Annotated in this window: 17 protein-coding genes and 1 pseudogene; 10 read left to right on the top strand and 8 right to left on the bottom strand. The window is 73.5% G+C overall.

Translation table 11 applies throughout. The features are described 5' to 3' along the window. Window positions 1–108 precede the first annotated feature (108 nt). Window positions 109–1101, top strand: coding sequence for an aldo/keto reductase (locus tag ACZ4FH_RS35090; protein WP_467309930.1), 993 nt, complete (start codon window positions 109–111; stop codon window positions 1099–1101). Between the two features lie 19 nt (window positions 1102–1120). Here the strand turns inward: ACZ4FH_RS35090 and ACZ4FH_RS35085 are convergent, their stop codons facing one another. The 3 genes and pseudogenes from ACZ4FH_RS35085 to ACZ4FH_RS35075 form a co-directional block, all read right to left on the bottom strand. Then, window positions 1121–2269 carry a serine/threonine-protein kinase gene (locus ACZ4FH_RS35085; protein ID WP_467309928.1) on the bottom strand — a complete coding sequence of 383 codons (1149 nt, stop codon included), beginning with the start codon at window positions 2267–2269 and terminating at the stop codon, window positions 1121–1123. A gap of 279 nt (window positions 2270–2548) precedes the next feature. Beyond that, window positions 2549–3010 (bottom strand): annotated as a pseudogene (locus ACZ4FH_RS35080) (HAD family hydrolase); the annotation flags it as partial. 64 nt (window positions 3011–3074) lie between these two features. Further along, window positions 3075–3560: an Lrp/AsnC family transcriptional regulator gene (locus tag ACZ4FH_RS35075; RefSeq protein ID WP_383636985.1), complete on the bottom strand. Its 486-nt coding sequence runs from the start codon at window positions 3558–3560 to the stop codon at window positions 3075–3077. A gap of 306 nt (window positions 3561–3866) precedes the next feature. On the opposite strand from ACZ4FH_RS35075, the gene ACZ4FH_RS35070 reads away from it, so the two are divergent. Next, window positions 3867–5420, top strand: coding sequence for an FUSC family protein (locus ACZ4FH_RS35070; RefSeq protein ID WP_467309926.1), 1554 nt, complete (start codon window positions 3867–3869; stop codon window positions 5418–5420). Window positions 5421–5559: 139 nt separating this feature from the next. Beyond that, complete coding sequence (locus ACZ4FH_RS35065; RefSeq protein ID WP_467309924.1) at window positions 5560–6618, top strand: lactonase family protein; 1059 nt, start codon at window positions 5560–5562, stop codon at window positions 6616–6618. 156 nt (window positions 6619–6774) lie between these two features. On the opposite strand, the gene ACZ4FH_RS35060 is transcribed toward ACZ4FH_RS35065, so the two are convergent. Both ACZ4FH_RS35060 and ACZ4FH_RS35055 read right to left on the bottom strand, forming a co-directional pair. Further along, the gene (locus ACZ4FH_RS35060) at window positions 6775–7698 is read right to left on the bottom strand and encodes a sirohydrochlorin chelatase (RefSeq protein ID WP_467309922.1); all 924 of its coding nucleotides are present in this window, start codon (window positions 7696–7698) and stop codon (window positions 6775–6777) included. A 112-nt stretch (window positions 7699–7810) separates the two neighbouring features. After that, window positions 7811–8836: an N-acetylglucosamine kinase gene (locus ACZ4FH_RS35055; RefSeq protein ID WP_467309920.1), complete on the bottom strand. Its 1026-nt coding sequence runs from the start codon at window positions 8834–8836 to the stop codon at window positions 7811–7813. 161 nt (window positions 8837–8997) lie between these two features. On the opposite strand from ACZ4FH_RS35055, the gene ACZ4FH_RS35050 reads away from it, so the two are divergent. Next, window positions 8998–9675 (top strand): uracil-DNA glycosylase, encoded by a 678-nt coding sequence (locus tag ACZ4FH_RS35050; protein ID WP_467309918.1) that lies wholly within the window; start codon window positions 8998–9000, stop codon window positions 9673–9675. 52 nt (window positions 9676–9727) lie between these two features. Here ACZ4FH_RS35050 and ACZ4FH_RS35045 read toward each other — a convergent pair whose 3' ends face one another. From ACZ4FH_RS35045 to ACZ4FH_RS35035, 3 genes are all read right to left on the bottom strand, one after another. Further along, window positions 9728–10816 carry a WD40/YVTN/BNR-like repeat-containing protein gene (locus tag ACZ4FH_RS35045; RefSeq protein ID WP_467309916.1) on the bottom strand — a complete coding sequence of 363 codons (1089 nt, stop codon included), beginning with the start codon at window positions 10814–10816 and terminating at the stop codon, window positions 9728–9730. Between the two features lie 147 nt (window positions 10817–10963). Next, a complete protein-coding gene (locus ACZ4FH_RS35040) occupies window positions 10964–11497 on the bottom strand; it encodes a GNAT family N-acetyltransferase (RefSeq protein ID WP_467309914.1) in 534 nt (177 codons plus the stop codon). Continuing rightward, window positions 11494–12558 (bottom strand): LacI family DNA-binding transcriptional regulator, encoded by a 1065-nt coding sequence (locus ACZ4FH_RS35035; RefSeq protein WP_467309912.1) that lies wholly within the window; start codon window positions 12556–12558, stop codon window positions 11494–11496. The genes ACZ4FH_RS35040 and ACZ4FH_RS35035 overlap by 4 nt, the downstream gene beginning before the upstream one ends. 215 nt (window positions 12559–12773) lie before the next feature. On the opposite strand from ACZ4FH_RS35035, the gene ACZ4FH_RS35030 reads away from it, so the two are divergent. The 6 genes from ACZ4FH_RS35030 (at window position 12774) to ACZ4FH_RS35005 (ending at window position 22772) form a co-directional block, all read left to right on the top strand. Then, complete coding sequence (locus tag ACZ4FH_RS35030) at window positions 12774–14012, top strand: extracellular solute-binding protein (RefSeq protein ID WP_467309941.1); 1239 nt, start codon at window positions 12774–12776, stop codon at window positions 14010–14012. A gap of 2 nt (window positions 14013–14014) precedes the next feature. Continuing rightward, window positions 14015–14944, top strand: coding sequence for a carbohydrate ABC transporter permease (locus tag ACZ4FH_RS35025; protein WP_467309910.1), 930 nt, complete (start codon window positions 14015–14017; stop codon window positions 14942–14944). 4 nt (window positions 14945–14948) lie between these two features. After that, the gene (locus ACZ4FH_RS35020) at window positions 14949–15842 is read left to right on the top strand and encodes a carbohydrate ABC transporter permease (RefSeq protein WP_467309908.1); all 894 of its coding nucleotides are present in this window, start codon (window positions 14949–14951) and stop codon (window positions 15840–15842) included. Window positions 15843–15893: 51 nt separating this feature from the next. Further along, window positions 15894–18305: a beta-xylosidase/alpha-l-arabinosidase gene (locus ACZ4FH_RS35015; RefSeq protein WP_467309906.1), complete on the top strand. Its 2412-nt coding sequence runs from the start codon at window positions 15894–15896 to the stop codon at window positions 18303–18305. Between the two features lie 170 nt (window positions 18306–18475). Further along, window positions 18476–19573, top strand: coding sequence for an endo-1,4-beta-xylanase (locus tag ACZ4FH_RS35010; RefSeq protein WP_467309904.1), 1098 nt, complete (start codon window positions 18476–18478; stop codon window positions 19571–19573). Window positions 19574–19586: 13 nt separating this feature from the next. Further along, on the top strand, window positions 19587–22772 hold the full coding sequence (locus ACZ4FH_RS35005) for a glycosyl hydrolase 115 family protein (protein WP_467309902.1): 3186 nt from the start codon (window positions 19587–19589) through the stop codon (window positions 22770–22772). Window positions 22773–22796: the final 24 nt, after the last annotated feature.

The following is a 22796-nucleotide window of genomic DNA, read 5'->3' as shown; positions in this document are numbered from 1 at the left end:
GCAAGGGACTTGGCAAGTCTGGTCAAGTCGCTCCGGACGGCACCCCGCCGCCGGCCCCGCCCACCGCTCCCCGCGCGTCCCGTGGAGGGGCCGGCCCGCGGACGTAGCATGATCCCCATGGAACAGCGCGAACTGGGCAGGACCGGGCGGAGCGTCTCGGTCGTCGGACAGGGCACCTGGCAGCTCGGCGGTGACTGGGGCGAGGTCGCCGAGGAGGACGCCTTCGGGGTGCTCGACGCCGCCGTCGAGGGCGGCGTCACCTTCTTCGACACGGCGGACGTGTACGGGGACGGCCGCAGCGAGCGGCTGATCGGCCGGTACCTCGCGCGCCGTCCCGACGCGGACGTCTTCGTGGCGACCAAGATGGGCCGCCGCGCCGACCAGCTGCCGGAGAACTACACCCTCGACAACTTCCGCGCCTGGAACGACCGCTCGCGCGCCAACCTCGGGGTCGACACCCTCGACCTGGTCCAGCTGCACTGCCCGCCCACCCCGGTGTACTCCTCGGACGAGGTCTACGACGCCCTGGACACGCTCGTCGCCGAGAAGCGGATCGCCGCGTACGGGGTGAGCGTCGAGACCTGCGCCGAGGCGCTGACGGCCCTGGCCCGGCCGGGCGTCGCCAGCGTGCAGATCATCCTCAACCCGTTCCGGCTCAAGCCGCTGGACGAGGTCCTGCCGGCCGCCCGCGCCGCCGGTGCCGGCATCATCGCCCGGGTGCCGCTCGCCTCCGGCCTGCTCTCCGGGAAGTACACCGCGGACACCGTCTTCGCGCCCGACGACCACCGCACGTACAACCGCCACGGCGAGGCCTTCGACCAGGGCGAGACCTTCTCGGGCGTGGACTACGCGACCGGGGTGGCCGCCGCGGCCGAGTTCGCCGGTCTCGCGCCCGAGGGGCTCACCCCGGCGCAGACCGCGCTGCGCTGGATCATCCAGCAGCCCGGCGTCACCAGCGTGATCCCCGGCGCCCGCTCGGTGGCGCAGGCCCGGTCCAACGCGGGCGCGGCGACGGGTGAGCCGCTGCCGCAGCGGACGCTCGACGCGGTCCGGGAGCTGTACGACCGCAGGATCCGCGCCTCGGTGCACGACCGCTGGTAGGGCGGACCCGGCGGCGGCGTCAGCGGCCGCCGGGAGAGGCCGGCGCACCCGGCGAGCCGGTCTCCTGCGGTGTGGTGGCCGAGCTGGAGTCGGGCGAGAACAGGCTCATCCCCAGGTACACGGCGGCGAAGAAGGCGATGGCACCCGCGATGGCGCTCGCCACCCGGGGCCGCCGCCGGATCGCCTCACGGGTGGTGCGGCGCGGCTTGCTCCGGGAGCGTCCCGCTGCCGCCCGACGGCCGTGACCGGGTGCCTGCGGGAGCCGGTACGTCGTCGGAACCCCCGGATCCGTGCCGCCCGGCCCGCCCGGCGCGGTGCCGGGGAAAGCGGCCGGTGCGTGCGGGGTGTGCGGTGCGTGCGAGGCGTGCGGGGTGTGCGAGGGAAGCGGGGCGGGCAGCGGCTCCGGCATGCCCCGCCAGGCCCCGCTCTGGAACCAGTCGGCGACCTGCTGGGCGCCCGGCCGGTCCTCCGGCTGCTTGGCCAGCAGCCCCAGCAGGTACGCGTCGAAGGCAGCCGGTACGTCGACCCCCTGCTCCCGCAGCGGCAGCGGAGGGGTGTCCACGTGCTGGTACAGCGTCGCCGTCGGCGTGGCCGCGCGGAACGGCGGCTGCCCCAGCAGCAGTTGGTAGACCACGCAGCCGAGCGCGTACATGTCCGAGGCGGCGCCCGCCGTTCTGCCGAGGGCCCGTTCCGGCGCGAGGTAGAGGCTGGTGCCGACCACGTGCCCCGTCGTGGTGAGGGCGGCCGAGGGATCGTCGACGAACTGGGCGATGCCGAAGTCCGCGATCTTCACGGTCCCCTCGGCGTCCAGGAGCAGATTGCCCGGTTTGATGTCCCGGTGGACGATGCCCTGGCGGTGGGCCGCGGCCAGCCCGGCGGCCGCCTGTCCGGCGATCGCGGCGGCCTGTTCCGGTTCCAGCCGCTCCTGCGCCCGCAGCAGATCGGACAGGCTCCGGCCCTCGACCAGCTCCATGACCAGGAAGAGGCGGTTCTCCCAGAACCCGAAGTCGAACACGGCCACCAGATGCGGATGGCTCAGCCGGGCGGCGGTCTGCGCCTCCAGCCGGAAGCGCGCGGTCGCCGACGCGTCGGCGTGCTCGCCGAGCAGCAGCTTCACGGCGACGGCCCGGCCGAGCACCTCGTCCGTGGCGCGCCAGACCTCACCCATGCCGCCACGGCCGATGGCGGATATCAGGCGGTACCGACCAGCAACCAGCACCTTGCACACCCATCTCGTGTCGCTCGCGAATCCCGGCCGGCTCCGGCCGATGGCCCCTGCGGCCGCCGCGTCGGCGGCCTCGCCGAGGACGGCGTACGGGGCGGGGCACGCGGCAAGATCAGGATATCCGGCGTACCGGTGCGCCCACGACCGGCCGCCACCCCGCCCGGCCGGTTCGCGCGGTGACGGACCGGCAGGACCGGGGCCCGCCCGGCGCACCGGGCGGGCTCAGGAGACCGGCACCGCCCCGTCGCCGGGGAACAGCCACGCGTACGCGGCCCGCGCGCTGAACTCCTCCTGCCCGCCGGGGAAGAGCAGCTCAGCCGCCCCGAAGACCGGGTCCGCGGCGCTCCCCGGCACGGACGGGACCGCGATGCGGCGCATCCCCGCCGCGCGGGCGGCACGGGCGCCCGGCACGGCGTCCTCCACGACCACGCAGTCGGCGGGCACCGCGCCCAGCCGCAGGGCGGCCTCCGGAAAGACGTCCGGTTCCGGCTTCCCGCGCTCCACCCCGTCGGCGGAGACACGAGTGGTGAGGAAGGCGCCGGGACCGGTGCTCGCGAGTACGGCCTCGATCCCCGCGAGGGAGGAGCCGGAGGCCACCGCCATGGGGACGCCCCGGTCGTGCAGCAGCCCGACGAACTCCCGCATGCCCGGGAACACCTCGGTCGACCGGCCCGCCGGCTCCAGGTCGAAGAGGACCGAAAGGGGCGCCGTGCACGGTGCGTCCATGCCCCGATGATCGCAGCGGGGGTCAGGTCCGGGCGGACGCGGCCGTTCTGCCGACGGCCTCCACCAGGGGAAGCAGCCGGTGCGGCACCCGCTCGCGCAGGGCGACCTCGGTGCGGGTCCTGACCACGCCGGGCAGCTGGATCAGCCGCTGGATCACGTCCTCCAGATGCCCGTTGTCACGGGCCACCACCCGGGTCAGCAGATCACCGCCGCCCGTGGTCGAGAACGCCTCGACGATCTCGGGAACGGCGGCCAGGGCCTCGCCGACGTCGTCCAGATGCCCCTGGGTCACCTCCAGGTGGACGAAGGCGAGGACGGGGTGGCCGAGCGCGGCGGGGGAGAGGAAGGGACCGCTGCCCGTGATCACGCCGTCGCGTTCGAGCCGGTCGATCCGGGCCTGGAGGGTGCCCCGGGCGATGGACAGGATCCGCGCGTACTCGCGCACGCTCGTCTCGGGCTGCTCGATGAGCAGCCTGAGGATCCTGGTGTCGAGCGCGTCCACCGCCATGGTCCGTCGGCCTCTCCTCGTGCTTCGATCGGGGCAGCGACTGTACCAACGGCATCCGGGCGGCCCCGGTGGACGGGCCGCCCTCCCGACCCGCCCCGGGGATCGGGTGCGTGCCGGACTGCCGCGTGCGGGCCAGTGGGCGCGCCTCCCCGGCCCGCCCGCTGGTCCGTTGGCCGACCCGCGGTCCACGCACTGTCCACGGGGTGTGCCATTGGCTCAGTGAGGCGAGGTCGATTTGAGCCAATGGGGTCCAGGATGCTCTGATGTACCGGTCGATGGCGCTGCGGATTCCGCGGCGCCTTTTTCATGCCGGTACGGATCACCGGCGGACGGAGGCGGGGAGCGTCAGTGCTGAGGAGAGCGTTCGTGGCCCGGGACCCGGGACGGCTGCGGCTGCGCTTCGCGCTCCGCGCCGTCCTCGGCATCGGGCTCGCGGTGACGGTGTGCGGACTCGCCGGACACTCCCTGGAGGCCGCCGTCGCCGGCGGTCTGGCCGCGCTGCTCGCCCTGTTCACGGTGACGGACCCGACCGTGCGCGGTCAGGCGGTCACCACCGCGCTCCTGCCCCTGGTCGGCCTCCCGGTGCTGTCCCTCGCCGCCCTGCTGCACGATCTCCCCGTCGCGCGCGACCTGGCGTTCCTCGCCGTCGTCGGGGCCGGGGTGTACGCGCGCCGCTGGGGACCCCGCGGCCACGCCCTCGGGGTCTTCGGCTTCATGGCCTACTTCTCCGCCCAGTTCCTGCACACCGTGCCCGGCCGGCTGCCCGAGCAGTTCGCCGCCGTCCTGCTCTCGCTCGCCACCGCCTCCGCGGTGCGCTTCGGGGCGTGGTGCTACGAGCGGCGGATCGCGGCGCCCGTGGCCGTCGCCCCGCCCGCCGGTGCGACGGGACTCGGCCGGATCACCACGCGCCAGGCCGTGCAGGCCGTGACCGGGGCAGGCTTCGCGCTCGCCGTCGGCCACCTGCTCTCCGACCAGCGCTGGTACTGGGCGGTGGGCGCCACCTGGTGGGTGTTCGTGGCCACCACCTCACGGGGCGAGACCGCCGTCCGCGCGTTCCGGCGCTTCCTGGGCACGGTGCTCGGGATCGGCCTGGGCTTCGCCGTGGCCGTGCCCCTGCACCACGAGCCGGTCGCCGCCGCCGTGGTCGTGGCGCTCAGCGTCTTCGGGATCTTCTACACCGCCGCCGTCTCGTACACCTGGATGATGCTCGCCGTCACCGTGATGGCGAGCATGCTGTACGGGCTGCTCGGCGTCCTGGACGCCGGGCTGCTGGTGCTCCGGGTGACCGAGACGGCGGCCGGGGCGCTCGGCGCCGTCCTCGCCGTGCTGTTCGTGCTGCCCGTGACCACGCACTCGGTGACCGAGGCGTGGGTGGAGCGGGCGCTGCGCTGTGTGCACACCTGCACCGCCGAGGCGGCCGCCCGACTCGCGGGGAGCGAGGCCGCCGACCCGCACCGCCGCGTCGCCGAACTGGAGGCGATCCTCGGCCGGGTGCGGCTGTCCCTCGCCCCGCTGGTGCATCCCCTCAACCCCTTGCGCGCCCGCAGGCGGCGCGCCCGGCACGTGCTGGCCCTGCTGGACGACTGCGCCCGCGAGGTGCGCGGCCTGGCCGCCGTCGCCGCCGACCCCGACGCCTCGCACGACGTCCGGCTGGCCGCCGCCTGCTGGCGGGTGGAGGCCGCCGTCGAGGCGCTCACGGACGTGCCCGCCGGCCCGCGCGACCCCCGCTCCGGCCCCGTGGCCGCCGGGGAACCGGCCGGCGCCGAACCGGTGCTCGCCCACCTCCACGCGCTGGAACGCGCACTGGCCGAACTGGCCGTCCCCCTGCGCCGGCCGCACCGGATCGCCGCGGGCGCCTGAGCCCCGGAGCGGCGGACCGGGGCCGCCGCGACGACGAACCGTACCCTTGGTCTAGACCGCAGCCGTGGCACTGCTACGGTCGCGGCGGAAGATCACGCGGCCGCGTCCGCGCGATCCGTCGGCGGAGAGAGGCAGCGCGGTGGAGAACAGCAACGGGCCCGGCCGGGCCTTCATCGGGTCGTTCACCTCGGCGGGCGGGCGGGGCATCACCGTCGCCGCCGTGGACGGCGGGACCGGGGCGCTCACCGTCCTCGGCACGACGGACGCCGTCCCCGACCCCTCGTACCTCGCGCTCGGCGACGGTCCGGCCGGCACGCTCCTCTACGCGGTCAGCGAGACGGAGAAGGGGGCCGCCGCCGCGCTCGACATCAGCGGGGACGTACCGGCCCTCCTCGGCGAACTGCGACCGGTCGGCGGCGACGGCCCCACCCACCTCGCCCGCACCGCCGGCCACGTCCTCACCGCGAACTACGGCGCGGGCAGCGTCAGCGTCCTGCCGGTGCTGGCCGACGGCTCGCTCTCCGCGGCCACCTGCGTGTACGCCCACGAGGGCGGCGGACCGGTCACCGAGCGCCAGCAGGCCCCCCACGCCCACCAGGTGCTGCCCGACCCCACCGGCGGCTGGATCCTCAGCGTCGACCTCGGCACCGATTCGGTGCGCGTCTGCGCGCTCGACGCGGAGACCGGGGAGCTGCGGCCGCACACCGAGACGGCGCTGCGGCCGGGCACCGGACCGCGCCACCTCGCCTTCCACCCGGCGGGCACCCACGCCTATGTCCTCAACGAGCTGGAACCCACGGTGACGGTCTGCCGCTGGGACGCCTCGGCCGGGACCCTCGACGTCGTCGCCGAGACGCCCGTCCTGCCCGCCGGCGCGACGGACGGCGGGGCGAGCTACCCGTCCGAGGTCGTCGTGGCCCACGACGGCCGGTTCCTGTGGGTGGCCAACCGCGGCCACGACAGCATCTCCGTGCTGACGCTGGACGAATCCGGCGACCGTGCCGCCCTTGTCACGACGGTGGGCTGCGGCGGCCACTGGCCGCGCGACCTGGCCCTCGACCCCAGCGGAACCCGGCTGTACGCCGCCAACGAGCGGTCCGGCGACGTCAGCTGGTTCGCCATCGACGCGGAGACCGGCATCCCGGCCCCGGCCGGCTCGCTCCAGGTCCCGGCGGCCTCGTGCGTGGTGTTCGCCTGACCCGGCCGTCCGTCGTGCCCCGGTCCGACCTCCGACGGGCCGGGGCACGGTGCTTCCCACGCGTGACGGGCGGGTGCGCGGGGTGAGGTCCACCCCGCGCACCCGCCCGTCACGGACGTGCGTGCGCCCCCGGCCGCCGCGTTCCGGCGGTGCGGTTCAGAGGGTCTGGGCCCCCTGGGCCACGGCGGGAGCGATGCCCAGCGCGCTCATGTACATCGACAGCACCAGCTTGCCGATCGCCGGGTAGGCGCCCAGCGGCTCGGCGCTCGCGCAGTCGGCCTCCTTCGCCGCCGCGTCCAGCAGCCCTTCGGGGACCTCGGGGCCGACCAGATAGGGCGCCACGGCCAGCTGCAGCGAACCGGACCCCCGCAGCTGCTCGGCGATCGCGGCGACGGAGCCCTCCACGTCCAGCGCGGCGGCCATCACCGGCACGGCGAGCCGCGCGGCCAGCAGCATGCCCGTGATCCCCGCCGCCTGCACGGCCTCCTCGCCGCCCACCGTGGCGAGCACGATGCCGTCGGCGGCCGTGGCCACCGTGAACAGCCGCGCCCGGTCGGCACGGGCGAGCCCGGCCTCGGAGAGCCGCACGTGCAGGGCCTCGGCGAGCAGCGGGTGCGGGCCGAGCACATCGGTCAGCTCGGCCGGGGCCTTGCTGTCCTCGATCGCGTCGCGTATCCGCTGCACCAGCGCGCTGTCCGGCCCCGCGAGCAGCGGCACCACGACGGCGGCCGGGCCCTCGGGCTCGGCGACCTCGCGGCCCACGGCCAGCGCCTGCTCGTAGCGCGCGGTGCGCTCGGCGGCGGCGTGCGCCAGGGCGGAGGAGAGGGCCGGGTACTCGGTGTCGTCGCCCTCGACGTAACCGATCAGGGCGTTCAGGCCGGGAAGCTCGGAACGGGCGATGCTGATGACTTCTTCGGCCAGACCGCGGCTGGCCGGGGAGGGGGTGCCGGGCACGGCGAGAACGAGCGCGGCGGCGCCCTCGGGTGCGACCACGGGCTCCGGGCGGCGGTGCCGTCCGGACTGGCGAGGTCGCGGCATTCGTACGGGCAGGCCGGAAGCGGGCCCAGTGGGGGTGCTCATGGCGCCGCATGCTACTGGTTTTGGGTGGCCCGCTGCTCGGGTAGGGCCCGGTCGAGCGTTGTCTGTCCGGCTTTGTCCGATCAGTGCCTTACTGCTCGACTGCCCTGCTCTGTCAGCCCCCTGAGGGTGCGGGTTCCCCGGTGCACGTGGTGACCCGCAGCAGCGTGGGATGCTCCGGCAGCCGCGGACCGCCGGTGGCCAGCGCCCGCGCGAGGAGCGAGGCGCCCGCCAGCGGATCACCCGAACCGGGGACCGCGCGTGCGTGCGGCACCAGGCGGGCCAGTTCCTCGCGCAGTGGGGCGAGCAGCGGCTCCCCCATGCGGAACAGCCCTCCGGTGAGCGCCACTTCGCACCCCGTTCCGTCCGCCGCGGCCCCCGGGCACACCGCCGCGGCCGCCTCGGCGATATGGACCGCCGCCTCGCGGAGGATCGCCGCCGCGACCGGATCGTCCGCCGCGCAGCCGGCCACCTCGGGGGCGAACGAGGCCAGGACCCTGGGGCGGTCGGTGCGCGGATAGAGCAGACCCGGCAGTTCCGCCGCCGGGCCGAACACCGTCTCCAGCCGTGCCAGCAGGGCGGGGGAGCCGCCGCGCCGTCCGTCGTACGCGCGCATCGCCGCGTCGAGACCGGCCCGGCCGATCCACGCCCCGCCCCCGCTGTCACCCAGCAGATGCCCCCAGCCGTCCGCCCGCCGCCAGCGCGTCAGATCCGTGCCGAGCGCGATCAGCCCGGTGCCGGCCGCCACGACCGCGCCGGGCCGCTCGCCGACCGCTCCGGCGTATCCGGTGACCGCGTCGGCGGCCAGCGCCAGCCGGCGTACGCCCAGCGCCTCTCCCAGCGCGGCCGGTAGCTCGGCGCGGAGGCGGTCGCCGAGCGTGGCCATGCCGGCCGCCCCGATCGCCGCGGTGGCGATCCGCTCGCCGCCGTGGGCCTCCAGCAGCCGGCGCGCCGTGGGCAGCAGCTGCTCCAGGAGATGGGCGGCGTCGATGCCACCGGGCCCGGTCCGCACCGGCTCGGCGCAGTCCGCCGTGGCCAGGGGCGTCTCCCCGTCCACGGTGCCCAGGGCCACGCGCAGCCCGGACCCGCCGGAGTCGACGCCGAGGACGAAATCCCCGGGCCGGTGCCCGTACGAATCCATGGAGCGGCTCCCGTCGGCGGGTGGAACGGTGCGATGACGGCGGCAGCCTATCCCCCCTCCGGTGGAGCGAACCGGCGGCACCGGCCGGGGGGTTGCGGTCGGGTGCAGCGGGCCGGGACCGGCGGGTGGCGGACGCCCGTTACGCCGGTAGGGTGATCACCGTGACAGCACGACCTTTGAACGAAGTGGTGGAGCCCGGCTGGGCCAAGGCGCTGGAGCCCGTGGCGGGACGCGTCGCCGAGATGGGCAATTTCCTGCGCGCGGAGGTCGCGGCGGGCCGCACCTACCTGCCCTCCGGAGCCAACGTCCTGCGCGCCTTCCAGCAGCCGTTCGACGACGTACGCGTGCTGATCGTCGGTCAGGACCCCTACCCCACACCGGGCATGGCGATCGGACTGAGCTTCGCGGTCGCCCCGGAGGTCCGTCAGCTGCCGGGCAGCCTGGAGAACATCTACCGCGAACTCCACACCGACCTCGGGCTGCCCCGTCCGTCCAACGGCGATCTGACGCCGTGGACGCGCCAGGGCGTGCTGCTGCTGAACAGGGCGCTGACGACCGCTCCCCGCAAGCCGGGCGCCCACCGGGGGAAGGGCTGGGAGGCGGTCACCGAGCAGGCCATCCGCGCGCTGGTCGCGCGCGGGACCCCGCTGGTCTCCATCCTCTGGGGCCGCGACGCCCAGAGTCTGCGGTCCTCGCTGGGCGACTACCCGGCGATCGAGTCGGCCCACCCCTCGCCGATGTCGGCGGACCGGGGCTTCTTCGGGTCGCGTCCCTTCAGCCGGGCCAACGAACTGCTGGAGCGGCAGGGCGCGCAGCCGGTGGACTGGCGCCTGCCTTGATCCGCGGGTCCCGTCGGCCGGCCCGGGGCAGGGTCCCGGGCCGGCCGACGGCTCAGCCGTCCACGGCCGCCGCCCGGACGCACAGCACATCGGGCAGATGCGAGGCGAGCTGCTGCCAGGTGTCCCCGTCGTCCGCGCTCGCGTACACCTCGCCGTTGCGGTTGCCGAAGTAGATCCCGGCCGGATCCGCGTCGTCCGTGCAGAGGGCGTCGCGCAGCACCGTGCCGTAGTGGGCGCCCTCGGGCAGGCCGTTCGACAGCGGCTCCCAGTGCTCACCGGCGTCGGTGGTCCGGAAGACCCGGCAGCGGTGCTCGGCCGGGACCCGGTCGGCGTCGGCGTTGATCGGGAAGAGGTACGCCGTGTTCGCCCGGTGGGGGTGCGCGGCCACGGCGAAGCCGAAGTCGGAGGGCAGTCCCGCGCCGATGTCCGTCCAGTGGCTCCCGGCGTCGTCGCTGCGGAACACCCCCCAGTGGTTCTGGAGATAGAGCCGGTCGGGGTCGACCGCGTCCCGGCTGACCTTGTGCACGCACTGGCCGAACTCGGGGTCCGGATCGGGCAGGAACACCGCCGAGACCCCCTTGTTGGCGGGCTCCCAGCTCTCACCGCCGTCGGCGGTCCGGAACACCCCGGCCGTCGAGACGGCGACCGTCACCGCGCGCGGGTCCCGCTCGTCCGTCAGGACCGTGTGCAGACCCTCGCCGCCCCCGCCGGGCACCCACCGGTCACGCGTCGGATGCTCCCAGAGCGGCCGCACCAGCTCGAAGGACTCGCCCCGGTCCGCGGACCGGAACAGCGCGGCCGGCTCCGTGCCCGCGTACACCACGTCGGGCGCCTCCGGGCCCGCCGGATGCAGCTGCCAGACCCGCTCCAGGGAGGTCCCGGTGAACTCCGGGAACTTCACGGCCGGTTTCTGCGGCTCGACCCAGCTCGCGCCCAGGTCGTCGGAGTGGAACACGGACGGGCCCCAGTGCGCGCTGTCGCCGCCCACCAGCAGCCGGGGGACGTCCCCGCGGGTGTCGATGCCGATCGAGTAGATCGCCTGGGCGTTGAAGTGCGGACCGTCGAACTCCCACGTCCCACCGCGCCTGCGGCCGATGAAGAGCCCCTTGCGGGTGCCGACGGCGAGCAGAACACTTGTCATGACCGAACCTCCCGAAACGCCGTTGTGCCGGATACGGGCCAGTCTGCACCCCGGCACTGACAGCGCCCCGCAGGACGGCACCGGACACCGCGCCTTCCTCGGTCCGCGCCCCTCGCCCGCCCGGCCGCGGCCGCACGGGCGCCGCTCTCAGGAGCGCGGGGCCCCGGCGGTGCGGGTGAGCAGCCGCGTCGTGGATCCGTCGTCCTCGGTGAGGTCGTCCACGTGCCGGAAGCCGATGCGCTCCAGCAGGGCGAGGGAGGCCGCGTTGTCCGCGGCCACCGTGGCGTGGACCTCGGACAGGCCCAGCGCGGAGAAACCGTGGGCGACCAGGGCCTCGGCGATCTCCGTGCCCAGCCCCTTGCCCCAGACCGAGGGCGTCAGGGCGTAGACGATCTCGTGGCCGTCCACCTCCGGCTCGGGGGACGGTTTGATCTCCGCGTGGCCGACGGCGCGCCCCTCGTGGCGCACGATCCAGACGCCGAACAGGTCGAGCGCGTAGACCTTGGAGAAGACGCGGGCGAAGAGGGCCCGGTCCTCGGCCTCCGTGGACCGGCCGTCGCCCAGCCGGCGGCCCACCCGGGGATCCTGGAACAGCGCGACGAAATCCTCCTCGTCGGCGGGGACGTACGGCTCCAGGAGCAGGCGGCCGGTCCGCAGGACCGGGGACTTCGACGCGCTCACGACCGGCTCCCGGGGGCGGCCGTGCTGCTGCGGGTCACCAGATTGGTGGCCAGGTCGACGCGGGTCGTCGCCGGCTGCCTGCCCCGGCCCAGGTCGAGGACCAGACGGGCCGCCGTCTCGGCCATCTCGATCAGCGGCTGGCGCACCGTGGTGAGCGGCGGGCCGATCCAGCGGGTGAGCGGGAGGTCGTCGAAGCCGACGACGCTCAGGTCCTCGGGGATGCGCAGTCCCAGCTCGCGGGCGGCCTCGTACACCCCGAGCGCCTGGAGGTCGTTGCCCGCGAAGACCGCCGTCGGCCGGTCGGGCAGCCGCAGCAGTTCCAGCCCCGCGGTGTAGCCCGCCTCGTGCTGGAACTCGCCCTCGCGGAACAGCTCGGGGTCGATCGGCAGTCCCGCGGTCTCCATCGCCGCGCGGTAGCCGTCCACCCGGGCACGGCTGCACATCATGCGCGAGGGCCCGCTGATCACGCCGATGCGGCGGTGGCCCAGACCGGTGAGATGGCGGGTGGCGGCGAGCCCGCCCTGCCAGTTCGTCGTCCCGACCGAGGGGACGTCGTCGCCCGGGTCGCCGGCCGGGTCCACCACCGCGTACGGGATGGAGCGGCTGGTCAGCTGGGCGCGCTGGGCGGCCGTGAGGTCCGAGAGGACCAGGATCACCCCGACGGGGCGGCGGGCCAGCACCCCGTCCACCCAGGTCTGGCCGGGTGTGAGCCGGCCGGCGCTCTCCGAGAGCACCAGGCTCAGGCCCTCCTCGCGCGCGACGTTCTCCACCCCGCGCACGACCTCCATGGCCCACGCGCTGTCCAGCTCGTGGAAGACCAGGTCGATCAGTTGCGACTGGGTGGCGGAGCCGCGTCTGCGGCGGTAGCCGTGGCGCAGGAGCAGCTCCTCCACCTTGGTGCGTGTGCTCGGGGCGACATCCGCGCGCCCGTTCAGCACCTTCGAAACTGTCGGAGCCGAGACTCCGGCCGCTCGGGCGATTTCCGCCAGGGTGGCAGTGCCTTCCGACGCATCGCCGGCCGGCGCGTTCTCCTGATGTGACTGGACGTTTGCGGGGCTCATGAAGGGATCGTAGCTTCCCTCGGCGCCGGGGCAACGTCCCGGTGCGGTCCGGTCAATTGCCTGCTCCCACCCTCTTGACGCGCCCGAAACGCGACCGTACGGTTCCGGCAACATTCGGAAGTGGTACCGAAACATTCGACAGAGGTGCGGTCATGCGGTCGGGCATTTTCACTCATGGTTCACGTACGGCGAGATGGACCGCGGCCGGTGCCGCCATGGTCATGGCCGGACTGCTCGCGGGCTGCGGCTCCGACGGCGGGGGCGGAGGCACCCTCACCGCGTACGTCTACGGCGACGACGCCGTCAAGGTTCAGCAGGCGGCGGTGAAGGAGTTCAACAAGACCTCCGACGTCAAGGTCAAGCTCGTCTCCGTCCCTGGCACCGAGTACGTCAACAAGCTCCGCAGCGCCATGGGCTCCCCGAGCGCGCCCGACATCTTCTTCAACTGGGGCGGCGGCTCCATCAAGCCGTACGTCGACGCGAACCAGCTGGTCGACCTCACGTCCACGATCAAGAACGACGCCACGCTCAAGAACGGATTCCTCCCGTCCATCGTCGCCGCCGGCGGCCTCGACGGGAAGACCTACGGCATCCCGATGCGCGGCATGCAGCCCGTGATGCTCTTCTACAACAAGACCCTCTTCGCCCAGAACAACGTCCAGGTCCCCAAGACCTGGGAGGACCTGCAGAAGGCCATCACCGCCTTCAAGGCCAAGGGCATCACGCCGTTCGCCCTCGGCGGCTCCGACAAGTGGCCCGAGCTGATGTGGATGGAGTACCTCCTCGACCGGATCGGCGGCCCCGACGTCTTCCGCAGGATCCAGAACGGCGACAGCTCGGCGTGGGGCGACCCGGCCGTGCTCAAGACGGCGCAGACGGTCAAGCAGCTCGTCGACGACGGCGCCTTCGGCAAGAACTTCAACTCCGTCGACTACGGCAACGGCGGTGCCCCCACCCTGCTCAACAAGGGCAAGGCCGCCATGCACCTGATGGGTTCGTGGGAGTACTCGACGCAGTTGGGCAAGGCACCCAAGTTCGCCGAGAAGGACCTCGGCTGGACCGCCTTCCCGACGGTGGCCGGAGGCGTCGGCAACCCGGCGAACGTGGTCGGCAACCCCACCAACTACTGGTCCGTCAACGCCCGCACCAAGCACAAGGACGCCGCCATCGCCTTCCTGAAGGCCATGGCCGCCGAGTCCTACAGCAAGGCGCTCGTCGACAACGGGGACGTCCCCACCACGTCCAACGCCGCGTCGATGCTCAGCTCCTCGCCGAACCCGCAGTTCGCCAACGACCAGTACACGATGGTCCAGAAGGCGCCCGACTTCACACTCTCCTGGGACCAGGCCCTGGTGTCGAAGATCGCCACCCCGCTGCTCACCGAGATCAGCAAGCTGTTCGCCGGCAAGTCCACGCCCGAGCAGTTCGTCGCCGCGATGAAGGCCGTCAAGTAACGATGTCCCAGCTCTCCACGTACAGGAAGGTGCGCGGAGGAGGAAGGGCGGCCGCCGGCAGCGTCGGCCGCCCTTCGGTCGCCTGGGCCCTGCCCGGCATCCTCTTCTTCGCCCTCTTCGCGATCGTCCCGCTGGCGATCGCCGCCTATCTCTCCTTCTGCCACTGGGACGGGCTGAACTCCCCGACCCTGACCGGCGCGGACAACTGGACCCGGCTGTTCAAGGACCCGGAGTTCCGCCAGGCCGCCTGGCTCAGCCTGCTGCTCACCACGATCAGCTGGGCCTTCCAGACCCCGGTGGCCCTGCTGCTCGGCGTCTGGGCGGCGGGCAGGGAGCGCAGCCGGGCCGTGCTCTCCGCGGTCTTCTTCATCCCGCTGCTGCTGTCCACCACGGCCATCGCGATGCTCTTCCACGCGCTGCTCGACCCCAACTTCGGTGTGATCAACACGATCGGACCGTGGATCGGCGTCGACCCGAACATCATGGGCTCGTCCCACGGGGCGCTGCTCACCGTGGCCTTCGTCGGCGGCTGGCAGTTCATGCCGTTCCACACCCTGATCTACCAGGGCGGAACCCGGCAGATCCCCCAGGTGCTGTACCAGGCGGCGGAGATCGACGGCGCCGGCATGCTCCGGCAGTTCTTCCACATCACGCTGCCGCAGCTGCGCCACACCATCACGACCTCCTCGGTCCTGATGATCGTCGGCTCGCTGACCTACTTCGACACCGTGCTGATCATGACCAAGGGCGGGCCCGGCACGGACACCACCGTGCTGCCGTACCTGATGTACCGGACCGGTTTCCAGACCTACGACCTCGGCTACGCCGCGGCGATCGCCACCGCCCTGGTCGTGGTGGCCACCGCCCTGTCGCTGATCCTGGTCCGCTTCAGCGGCTTCGGGAACATGCGGTCCACCCGGGAAGGTATGTGACGAGATGTCGACCGACACCCGCCCCGCGCCGCGACTCGCGTCGCCCGTGACCCGCGGCCGGGCCGCGACCGCCGCGCGCCGCCGCCGCTGGGGCAACCCGCTGGCCGGCCTCGGCTCCCTGGTCTGGCTCGTGATCGTGGCCGTACCGCTCTACACGCTGGTCTCCGCCTCCCTGATGCACCAGGACCAGGCGCTGAACGGCGATCCGCTGGCCGTGCCGACCGACCCGACGCTCGACAACTACCGCACGGTGCTGGACAGCGGCTTCTCCTCGATGCTCGTCAACACGGCGATCGTCGCCGTGTCCACCGTCGCGATCGTGCTGGTGCTCGCGGTCCCCGTGGCCTATGTCGCGGTACGGACCCGCAGCCGGCTCTCCGGGCTCGCCTTCCGCACCTTCCTGCTCGGTGTCGCCATTCCGGCGCAGGCCGTGATCGTGCCGCTCTACCTGCTCATCACCAAACTGGGCCTGTACGACAGCCTGCCGGCGATCATCCTGCCGACCGCCGCCTTCGCGATGCCGGTCGCCGTCCTGATCCTCAGCGGCACCATGCGCGACGTCTCCGAGGAGATGTACGAGGCCATGGCACTGGACGGCGCGTCGCCGCTGCGGATGCTGTGGCAGCTGGCGGTCCCGATGTCCAAGGGCGGCATCAGCACCGTGGCCATCTACACGGCGCTCCAGGCGTGGAACGGCTTCCTGTTCCCGCTGATCCTGACGCAGTCGGAGGAGAACCGGGTCCTGACCCTCGGCCTGTTCAACTTCATGTCCCAGTTCGGGGTGAACATCCCCGCCGTGCTGGCCGCGATCGTGCTCTCGGTCGTGCCGATCTTCGCCGTGTACCTCGTGGCGCGCAAGGCGCTGGTCAACGGACTGATGGGGGTGGGCGGCAAGTAGAGATCCACGCCGCCCCGCACCACCGCACTCATGAGAGGAACCCCTGCCCCCATGGCAATCCCCGCTGTCCCGCATGCCCGCTCCACACCGGACCCGTCCGTCGACGGCCCGTGGCGCGACCCCTCCCGCACCCCCGAGGAGCGGGTGGCCGATCTGATCCCCCGGATGACCCTGGAGGAGAAGGCCGCCCAGCTGTACGGCATCTGGGTGGGCGCCGACGCCGACGGCGACGGGGTCGCCCCCCACCAGAACGACATGGTCGACCCCGTCGACTGGGACGCACTGACCACCCGGGGCCTCGGCCAGCTCACCCGCCCCTTCGGCACCGCCCCCGTCGACCCCGGCCTCGGCGCCCTCGCCCTGGCCCGCGCCCAGAGCCGCATCGCCGGAGCCGGCCGCTTCGGCATCCCGGCGCTCGCCCACGAGGAGTGCCTGGCCGGTTTCACCGCCTGGGGCGCCACCGCCTACCCCGTGCCCCTGTCGTGGGGCGCCGCCTGGAACCCGGAGCTGGTCGCCGAGATGGCCCGCCGGATCGGCGCGGACATGCGCGCCGTCGGCATCCACCAGGGCCTCGCCCCCGTCCTGGACGTCGTCCGCGACCTGCGCTGGGGCCGGGTCGAGGAGACCATCGGCGAGGACCCCTATCTGGTCGCCACCCTCGGCACCGCCTACGTCCGCGGACTGGAGTCCGCCGGCATCGTCGCCACGCTCAAGCACTTCGCCGGATACGCGGCCTCCGCCGGCGCCCGCAACCTCTCGCCGGTCCGCGCCGGGGCCCGGGAGATGGCGGACGTGATCCTGCCGCCCTTCGAGATGGCGCTGCTGGAGGGCGGGGCGCGCTCGGTCATGCACTCGTACGCGGAGATCGACGGGGTGCCCGCCGCCGCCGACCCGGAGCTGCTGACCGGACTGCTCCGGGACACCTGGGGCTTCACCGGGACCGTCGTCGCGGACTACTTCGGCATCGGCTTCCTGGAGACCCTGCACAAGGTCGCCGCCGACCGCGCCGACGCCGCCCGGCTCGCCCTGACCGCGGGCGTGGACGTCGAACTGCCCACGGTCCGCAGCTACGGCGACGTCCTGGTCGCCGCCGTCCGCGAGGGCGCCGTCGACGAGGAACTGGTCGACCGGGCGCTGCGCCGCGTCCTGCTCCAGAAGTGCGAGCTGGGTCTGCTGGACCCCGACTGGTCGCCGCTGCCCGCCGCCCTGAAGGACACCGACCCCGGGCAGGCCCGCGAGCGGGTCGACCTGGACCCGCCGGAGAACCGGGCGCTCGCCCGCGAACTCGCCGAACAGGCCTGTGTGCTGCTCGCCAACCCCGGCGGCACGCTGCCGCTGCGCGCCCCCGGACGGATCGCCGTCGTCGGGCCGCGCGCGGACGACGCGCTGGCCATGCTCGGCTGCTACTCCTTCCCCAGCCACGTCGGCGTCTCGCACCCGGAGAGCACGATGGGGATCGACGTCCCGACCGTGCTGGAGGCAGTCCGCGCGGAGTTCCCGGACACGGGCGTCGGCTTCGCCGCGGGCTGCGCGGTGGACGGCACCGACACCTCCGGTTTCGCGGAGGCGGTCCGGCTCGCCGGGGACGCCGACGTCTGCGTCGCCGTGCTCGGCGACCGGGCGGGCCTCTTCGGCCGGGGCACCTCCGGCGAGGGCTGCGACGCGGCCGACCTCGCGCTGCCCGGCGTGCAGGGCGCACTGCTCGACGCCCTGCTGGCCACCGGCACACCCGTGGTGCTGGTGATGCTGACCGGCCGCCCCTACGGGCTCGGGCCGTGGGCGGACCGGGCCGCCGCCGTCGTCCAGGCCTTCTTCCCCGGCGAGGAGGGCGGTCCGGCGCTGGCCGGGGTGCTGTCCGGCCGGGTCAACCCCTCGGGCCGGCTGCCGGTGGGCGTGCCGCGCGGTGCCGGGGGCCAGCCGTGGACGTATCTGCAGCCGCCGCTCGGGCTGGCGAGCGGGGTCAGCAGTCTCGACCCGACGCCGCTCTACCCCTTCGGGCACGGTCTGTCGTACACCGCCTTCGACTGGGAGGGCGGCGATCCGGAACCGGCCGAACTGCCCACCGACGGCTCCGCCGACGTGGAGATCACGGTCCGCAACTCCGGGGACCGCGAGGGGGCCGAGGTGGTGCAGCTCTACCTCCACGACCCGGTCGCGCAGACCACCCGCCCGCAGGCGCGGCTGATCGGCTACGCCCGGGTCCCGCTCGCCGCGGGCGCCGCCGCCCGGGTCCGCTTCCGCTTCCACGCGGACCTGGCGTCCTTCACCGGGACCGGCGGTCGCAAGGTCGTCGAACCGGGGGAGCTGGAGCTGAGGTTCGCTCCCTCCAGCGACGCGGCGGCGGTCCGCCGGACCGTACGGCTGCGGCTGACCGGCCCGGAACGGGTCGTCGACCACCGGCGCCGGCTGGTCTGCGGGGTCTCGGTCGAGCCGGCCCCCGTCGTGGAGCCCGCCGCACCCTGACCGGTCGCGTGCCGGCCCCCGCGCACCACCCCTTCGTGGACCTCCCCCCCCCGCCGGCCCCTCCGCCGGATGCGGGGAGGTCCACGAAACTTTCGGAACACCTTCATCGAACGTGCGTCGATCCCGGTACCCAGGGTCCGGGACGGCGTGTCCAGCGAAAGGGATCTGTCATGCGCAAGACAATTCGCGCGGGTCTGGTCGGCACCGCCGCCGCGGCCCTGCTCGTCTCCTCCTTCACGCTCAACGCCTCGGCCGCGCCCGAGCACACCGCCGCCCGGGGCAGGCCGAAGCCGCCCGCCGCCGACACCCTCGGAGGCCTCGGCCAGCGGGCCGGACTGCGCATCGGCACCGCCGTGGACATGGACGCCCTGGCCTCCGACGCCCCCTACCGGGCCCGTGCGGCGGGCGAGTTCACCTCCGTCACCCCCGAGAACGTCATGAAGTGGGAGGTCGTGGAGCCCCGGCGCGGCACCTACGACTGGAGCGCCGCCGACGCGCTCGTCGACTTCGCCCGGAGCAACGGCCAGCTGGTGCGCGGCCACACCCTGCTCTGGCACAACCAGCTGCCCGGCTGGCTCACCGAGGGCGACTTCACCGCCGACGAACTCCGCGCCCTGCTGCGCAAGCACATCACCGATCAGGCGAGCCACTTCAAGGGCCGGATCTGGCAGTGGGACGTCGTCAACGAGGCCTTCAACGACGACGGCACCCTGCGCGACAGCATCTGGCTGCGCGCCCTCGGACCCGGCTACATCGCGGACGCCTTCCGCTGGGCCCACCGGGCCGACCCCAAGGCCGAGCTGTACATCAACGACTACAACATCGAGGGCGTCAACGCCAAGAGCACCGCCCTCTACGACCTGGTCACCGAGCTGCGCGCCCAGGGCGTCCCCGTCGACGGCGTCGGCATCCAGGGCCATCTCTCCGTCCAGTACAACGCCCCGCACGACATCGCCGCCAACATGAAGCGGTTCGACGACCTCGGCCTGGAGACCGCGATCACCGAGGCCGACGTCCGGGTCCCGATGCCCGTGGACAGCACGGACCAGGAGGCCCAGGCCGAGGGGTACGACGTGCTGCTGCGCGGCTGCCTGCTCACCCGGCACTGCACCGACTTCACCGTGTGGGGCTTCACCGACCGCTACTCCTGGGTCCCCGGCACCTTCGAGGGCGAGGGCGCCGCCAACCTCCTCGACGAGAACTACGGGCCCAAGCCCGCCTACCAGGCCCTCACCGAGGACCTGAAGCTCGCCGCCGGCCGGAAGTGAGGGAGGCATTCGCATGAACGACGACAGCGTCCCGCGCACCACCAGCCGCAGAGCGGCGCTCGGCCTCGGACTGGGACTCACCGCCCTGGCCGCCACCCCGCTCGGCTCCCTCGCCGGGCTCACCGCAGAGGCCTCGGCCGCCGGGCACGGACCGGCCGCGGAGCCGACCGACCCGGGCGCGTACATCACCTTCACCCCCGGGAAGGGCACCTTCCCGCTGGCCGGGAGCGGGCGCGCCGCACCGCTCCTGGTCAGCGACCGCGACTGGCCCGGTGTGGTCCGGGTCGCGGGCGATCTGCGCGACGACATCGAACGCGTCACCGGCATCCGCCCCGCCCTGTCGCACGCCCCGGTGGCCGGGGCCCGCGAGATCACCGTCATCGGCACCCTGGGCCGCAGCCCCCTGATCGACGACCTGGTCGCCCGGGGCGTACTCGACGTCACCGGTCTGCGGGGCGCCTGGGAGACCAGCCTCCAGACCGTCGTCGAGCGGCCGATGCCCGGCGTGGACCGGGCCTTCGTGATCGTGGGCAGCGACCAGCGCGGCACGATCTTCGGCGCGTACGACGTCTCGCGCGGCATCGGCGTCTCGCCCTGGTACTGGTGGGACGACGTGAAACCCGAACACCGGGACCGCGTCCACGTACGGCCCGGCCGGCACACCCAGGGCACCCCCGCCGTGAAGTACCGCGGCTTCTTCATCAACGACGAGAACCCGGCCCTGGGCACCTGGGCCCCCGGCTACTTCGGCCCCGGCAAGGCCCCCGGCTTCGAGGGCGGCTTCAACGCAGGCTTCTACGCCAAGGTCTTCGAGGTGATGCTGCGCCTGAAGGCCAACTACCTCTGGCCGGCGGTCTGGGGACGCGCCTTCGCCGAGGACGACCCGCTCAACCACGCCACCGCCAAGGCGTACGGCGTCGTCATGGGCACCTCGCACGAGGCCCCGATGATGCGCGGCATCGAGGAGTGGAACCGGCACGCCGTCGCCGCCGTACGGGACGGCGACGGCAATGTCACCACCCCCGGCCACGACCCCTACGGCGGCACCGGCGAATGGTCCTTCCGCCGCAACGCCGAGGCGATCAAGGCCTACTGGGCCGAGGGCATCCGGCGGATGCGCGACGAGGACTTCGAGGGCGTCGTCACCCTCGGCATGCGCGGCAACGGCGACGTCAGCCTCCCCGACGGCGACGGCATCGAGCTGATGACCGAGATCATCGCCACCCAGCGGCAGATCCTCGCCGAGGTGTCCGGCCGGGACATCACCACGATCCCCCAGGTCTGGACGCTCTACAAGGAGGTCCAGCGCTACTGGGACCGGGGACTGCGGGTCCCGGACGACGTCACGGTCGTCCTCACCGACGACAACTGGGCCAACATCCGCAAGCTGCCCGACCCCCGCGAGGCCGCCCGCGCGGGCGGCTACGGGCTCTACTACCACTTCGACTACGTGGGCGTCGGACGCAACTACAAGTGGGTCGACACCGCCTCCCTGCCCAACCTCTGGGACCAGCTCCACCAGTGCGCCGCCTACGGCAACCGCGGTCTGTGGGTCACCAACGTCGGTGACCTCAAGGGCAACGAACTGCCCACCCAGTTCTTCCTGGACTACGCCTGGAACCCCGGCCGCTGGCCCCTGGACCGGCTGCCGGAGTGGGAGCAGGGCTACGCCCGGCAGAACTTCGGCGAGAGGAGGGCCGCCGAGATCGCCGCCGTACTGAACACGTACGCCCGGCTCCAGTCGCGGCGCAAGCCCGAACTGCTCAACCGGAAAATCACCCTGGACCCGGCCAAGGACCCCGCCCAGGACTCCTCCGCGGTCGTGTACGACGACGAGGCGAGCCCGTTCAGCCTCGTCGACTACCGCGAACTGGAGCGCGTCACCGAGGAGTGGCGGCTCCTCGGCGCCGAGGCCGAACGCGTCGGGCGGAGCCTGCCGGCCTCCGCCCAGGACGCCTGGTACGAACTGGTCGGCTACGAGGTGGCGGCCACCGCCAATCTGTACGCGCTGCGCGAGGCCGAGTTCACCAACCTGCACTACGCGGCGCAGGGCAGGAACCGCACGAACGCCCTCGCGGCCGCCGCCGAGGCCCGGCTCGCCGACGACCTGGCCCTGGCCGACCGCTTCAACACCCGTGTCGCGGGCGGCAAATGGAAGGGCTTCCAGACCCAGCCGCACATCGACTACGGCGATGTCGCCCGCTACGGGCCCAACGCCCCCTGGCAGCAGCCCGAGATCGACAACGTCGCACTCAAGGACGTGCTCTTCCCCGCGGTCCGGCGCATCGACCTGCCCGCCGCCGCCGAGATGGGCGTGGCCGTCGACGGCTCCGCGCACTGGTGGCCGAAGGGGCCGGGCCGTCCCGTGCTGCCGGTCTTCAGCCCGTACCAGAGCCAGCCCGCCCAGTACATCGAGGTGTTCAACCGGGGCCGGGCCCCGTTCGACTACCGGGTGCGCACCGGAGCCCCCTGGCTGTGGGTGGACCGGGTCCGGGGCCGGGTCACCGACCAGGACCGGATCACCCTGCGCGTCGACTGGGACCGCGCCCCGAAGGGGACCACCGAGGTCCCGGTCACGGTGACCGGGCCGGACGGCCGCGAGGTCGTCGTCACGGCGGTCGTCGACCGGCCGGCCCTCCCCGGAGCGCGGCCGGAGGGCTTCGTGGAGGCCAACGGCTACGTCTCCGTCGAGGCCGACCACGTCACCCGGGCCGTCGGCGGCCGGGGCATCACCTGGCGGCGCATCCCCGGCATCGGCCGGACCGGCGCGGGCATGGAACCCTTCCCGGTCACCGCCGCCCGCCAGGTGCCCGGCGGCCGGGGACCGAGGCTGGAGTACCGGGTCACCCTGTTCACCACCGGGCCGGTCACCGTCCACGCGTACCTCTCGCCCCGCAACAACCCGCTGCCGACCGACGGGCTGACCTACGCCGTCTCCTTCGACGACGACGCCCCGCGGTCGGTGAACGTCACGCGGACCACCGGGGCCGACGACGGCACGATGAACCCGCAGTGGGCCCGCAACACCTCCGACAACGTCAACATCACCAGCACCGTGCACCACATCGGCGAGGCCGGCGCGCATGTGCTGAAATTCTGGATGGTCGATCCGACGGTGGTGCTGCAGAACCTGGTGATCGACACCGGCGGCCTCAAGCCCAGCCATCTGGGCCCGCCGGAGAGCCTCCGGCTGCGCTGAAGCCCGGGGGACCGGGCGCGGAGG

The organism is Streptomyces sp. NPDC024555 (genome assembly GCF_055559335.1).
This window is presented reverse-complemented; position numbering and strand designations above follow the sequence as displayed.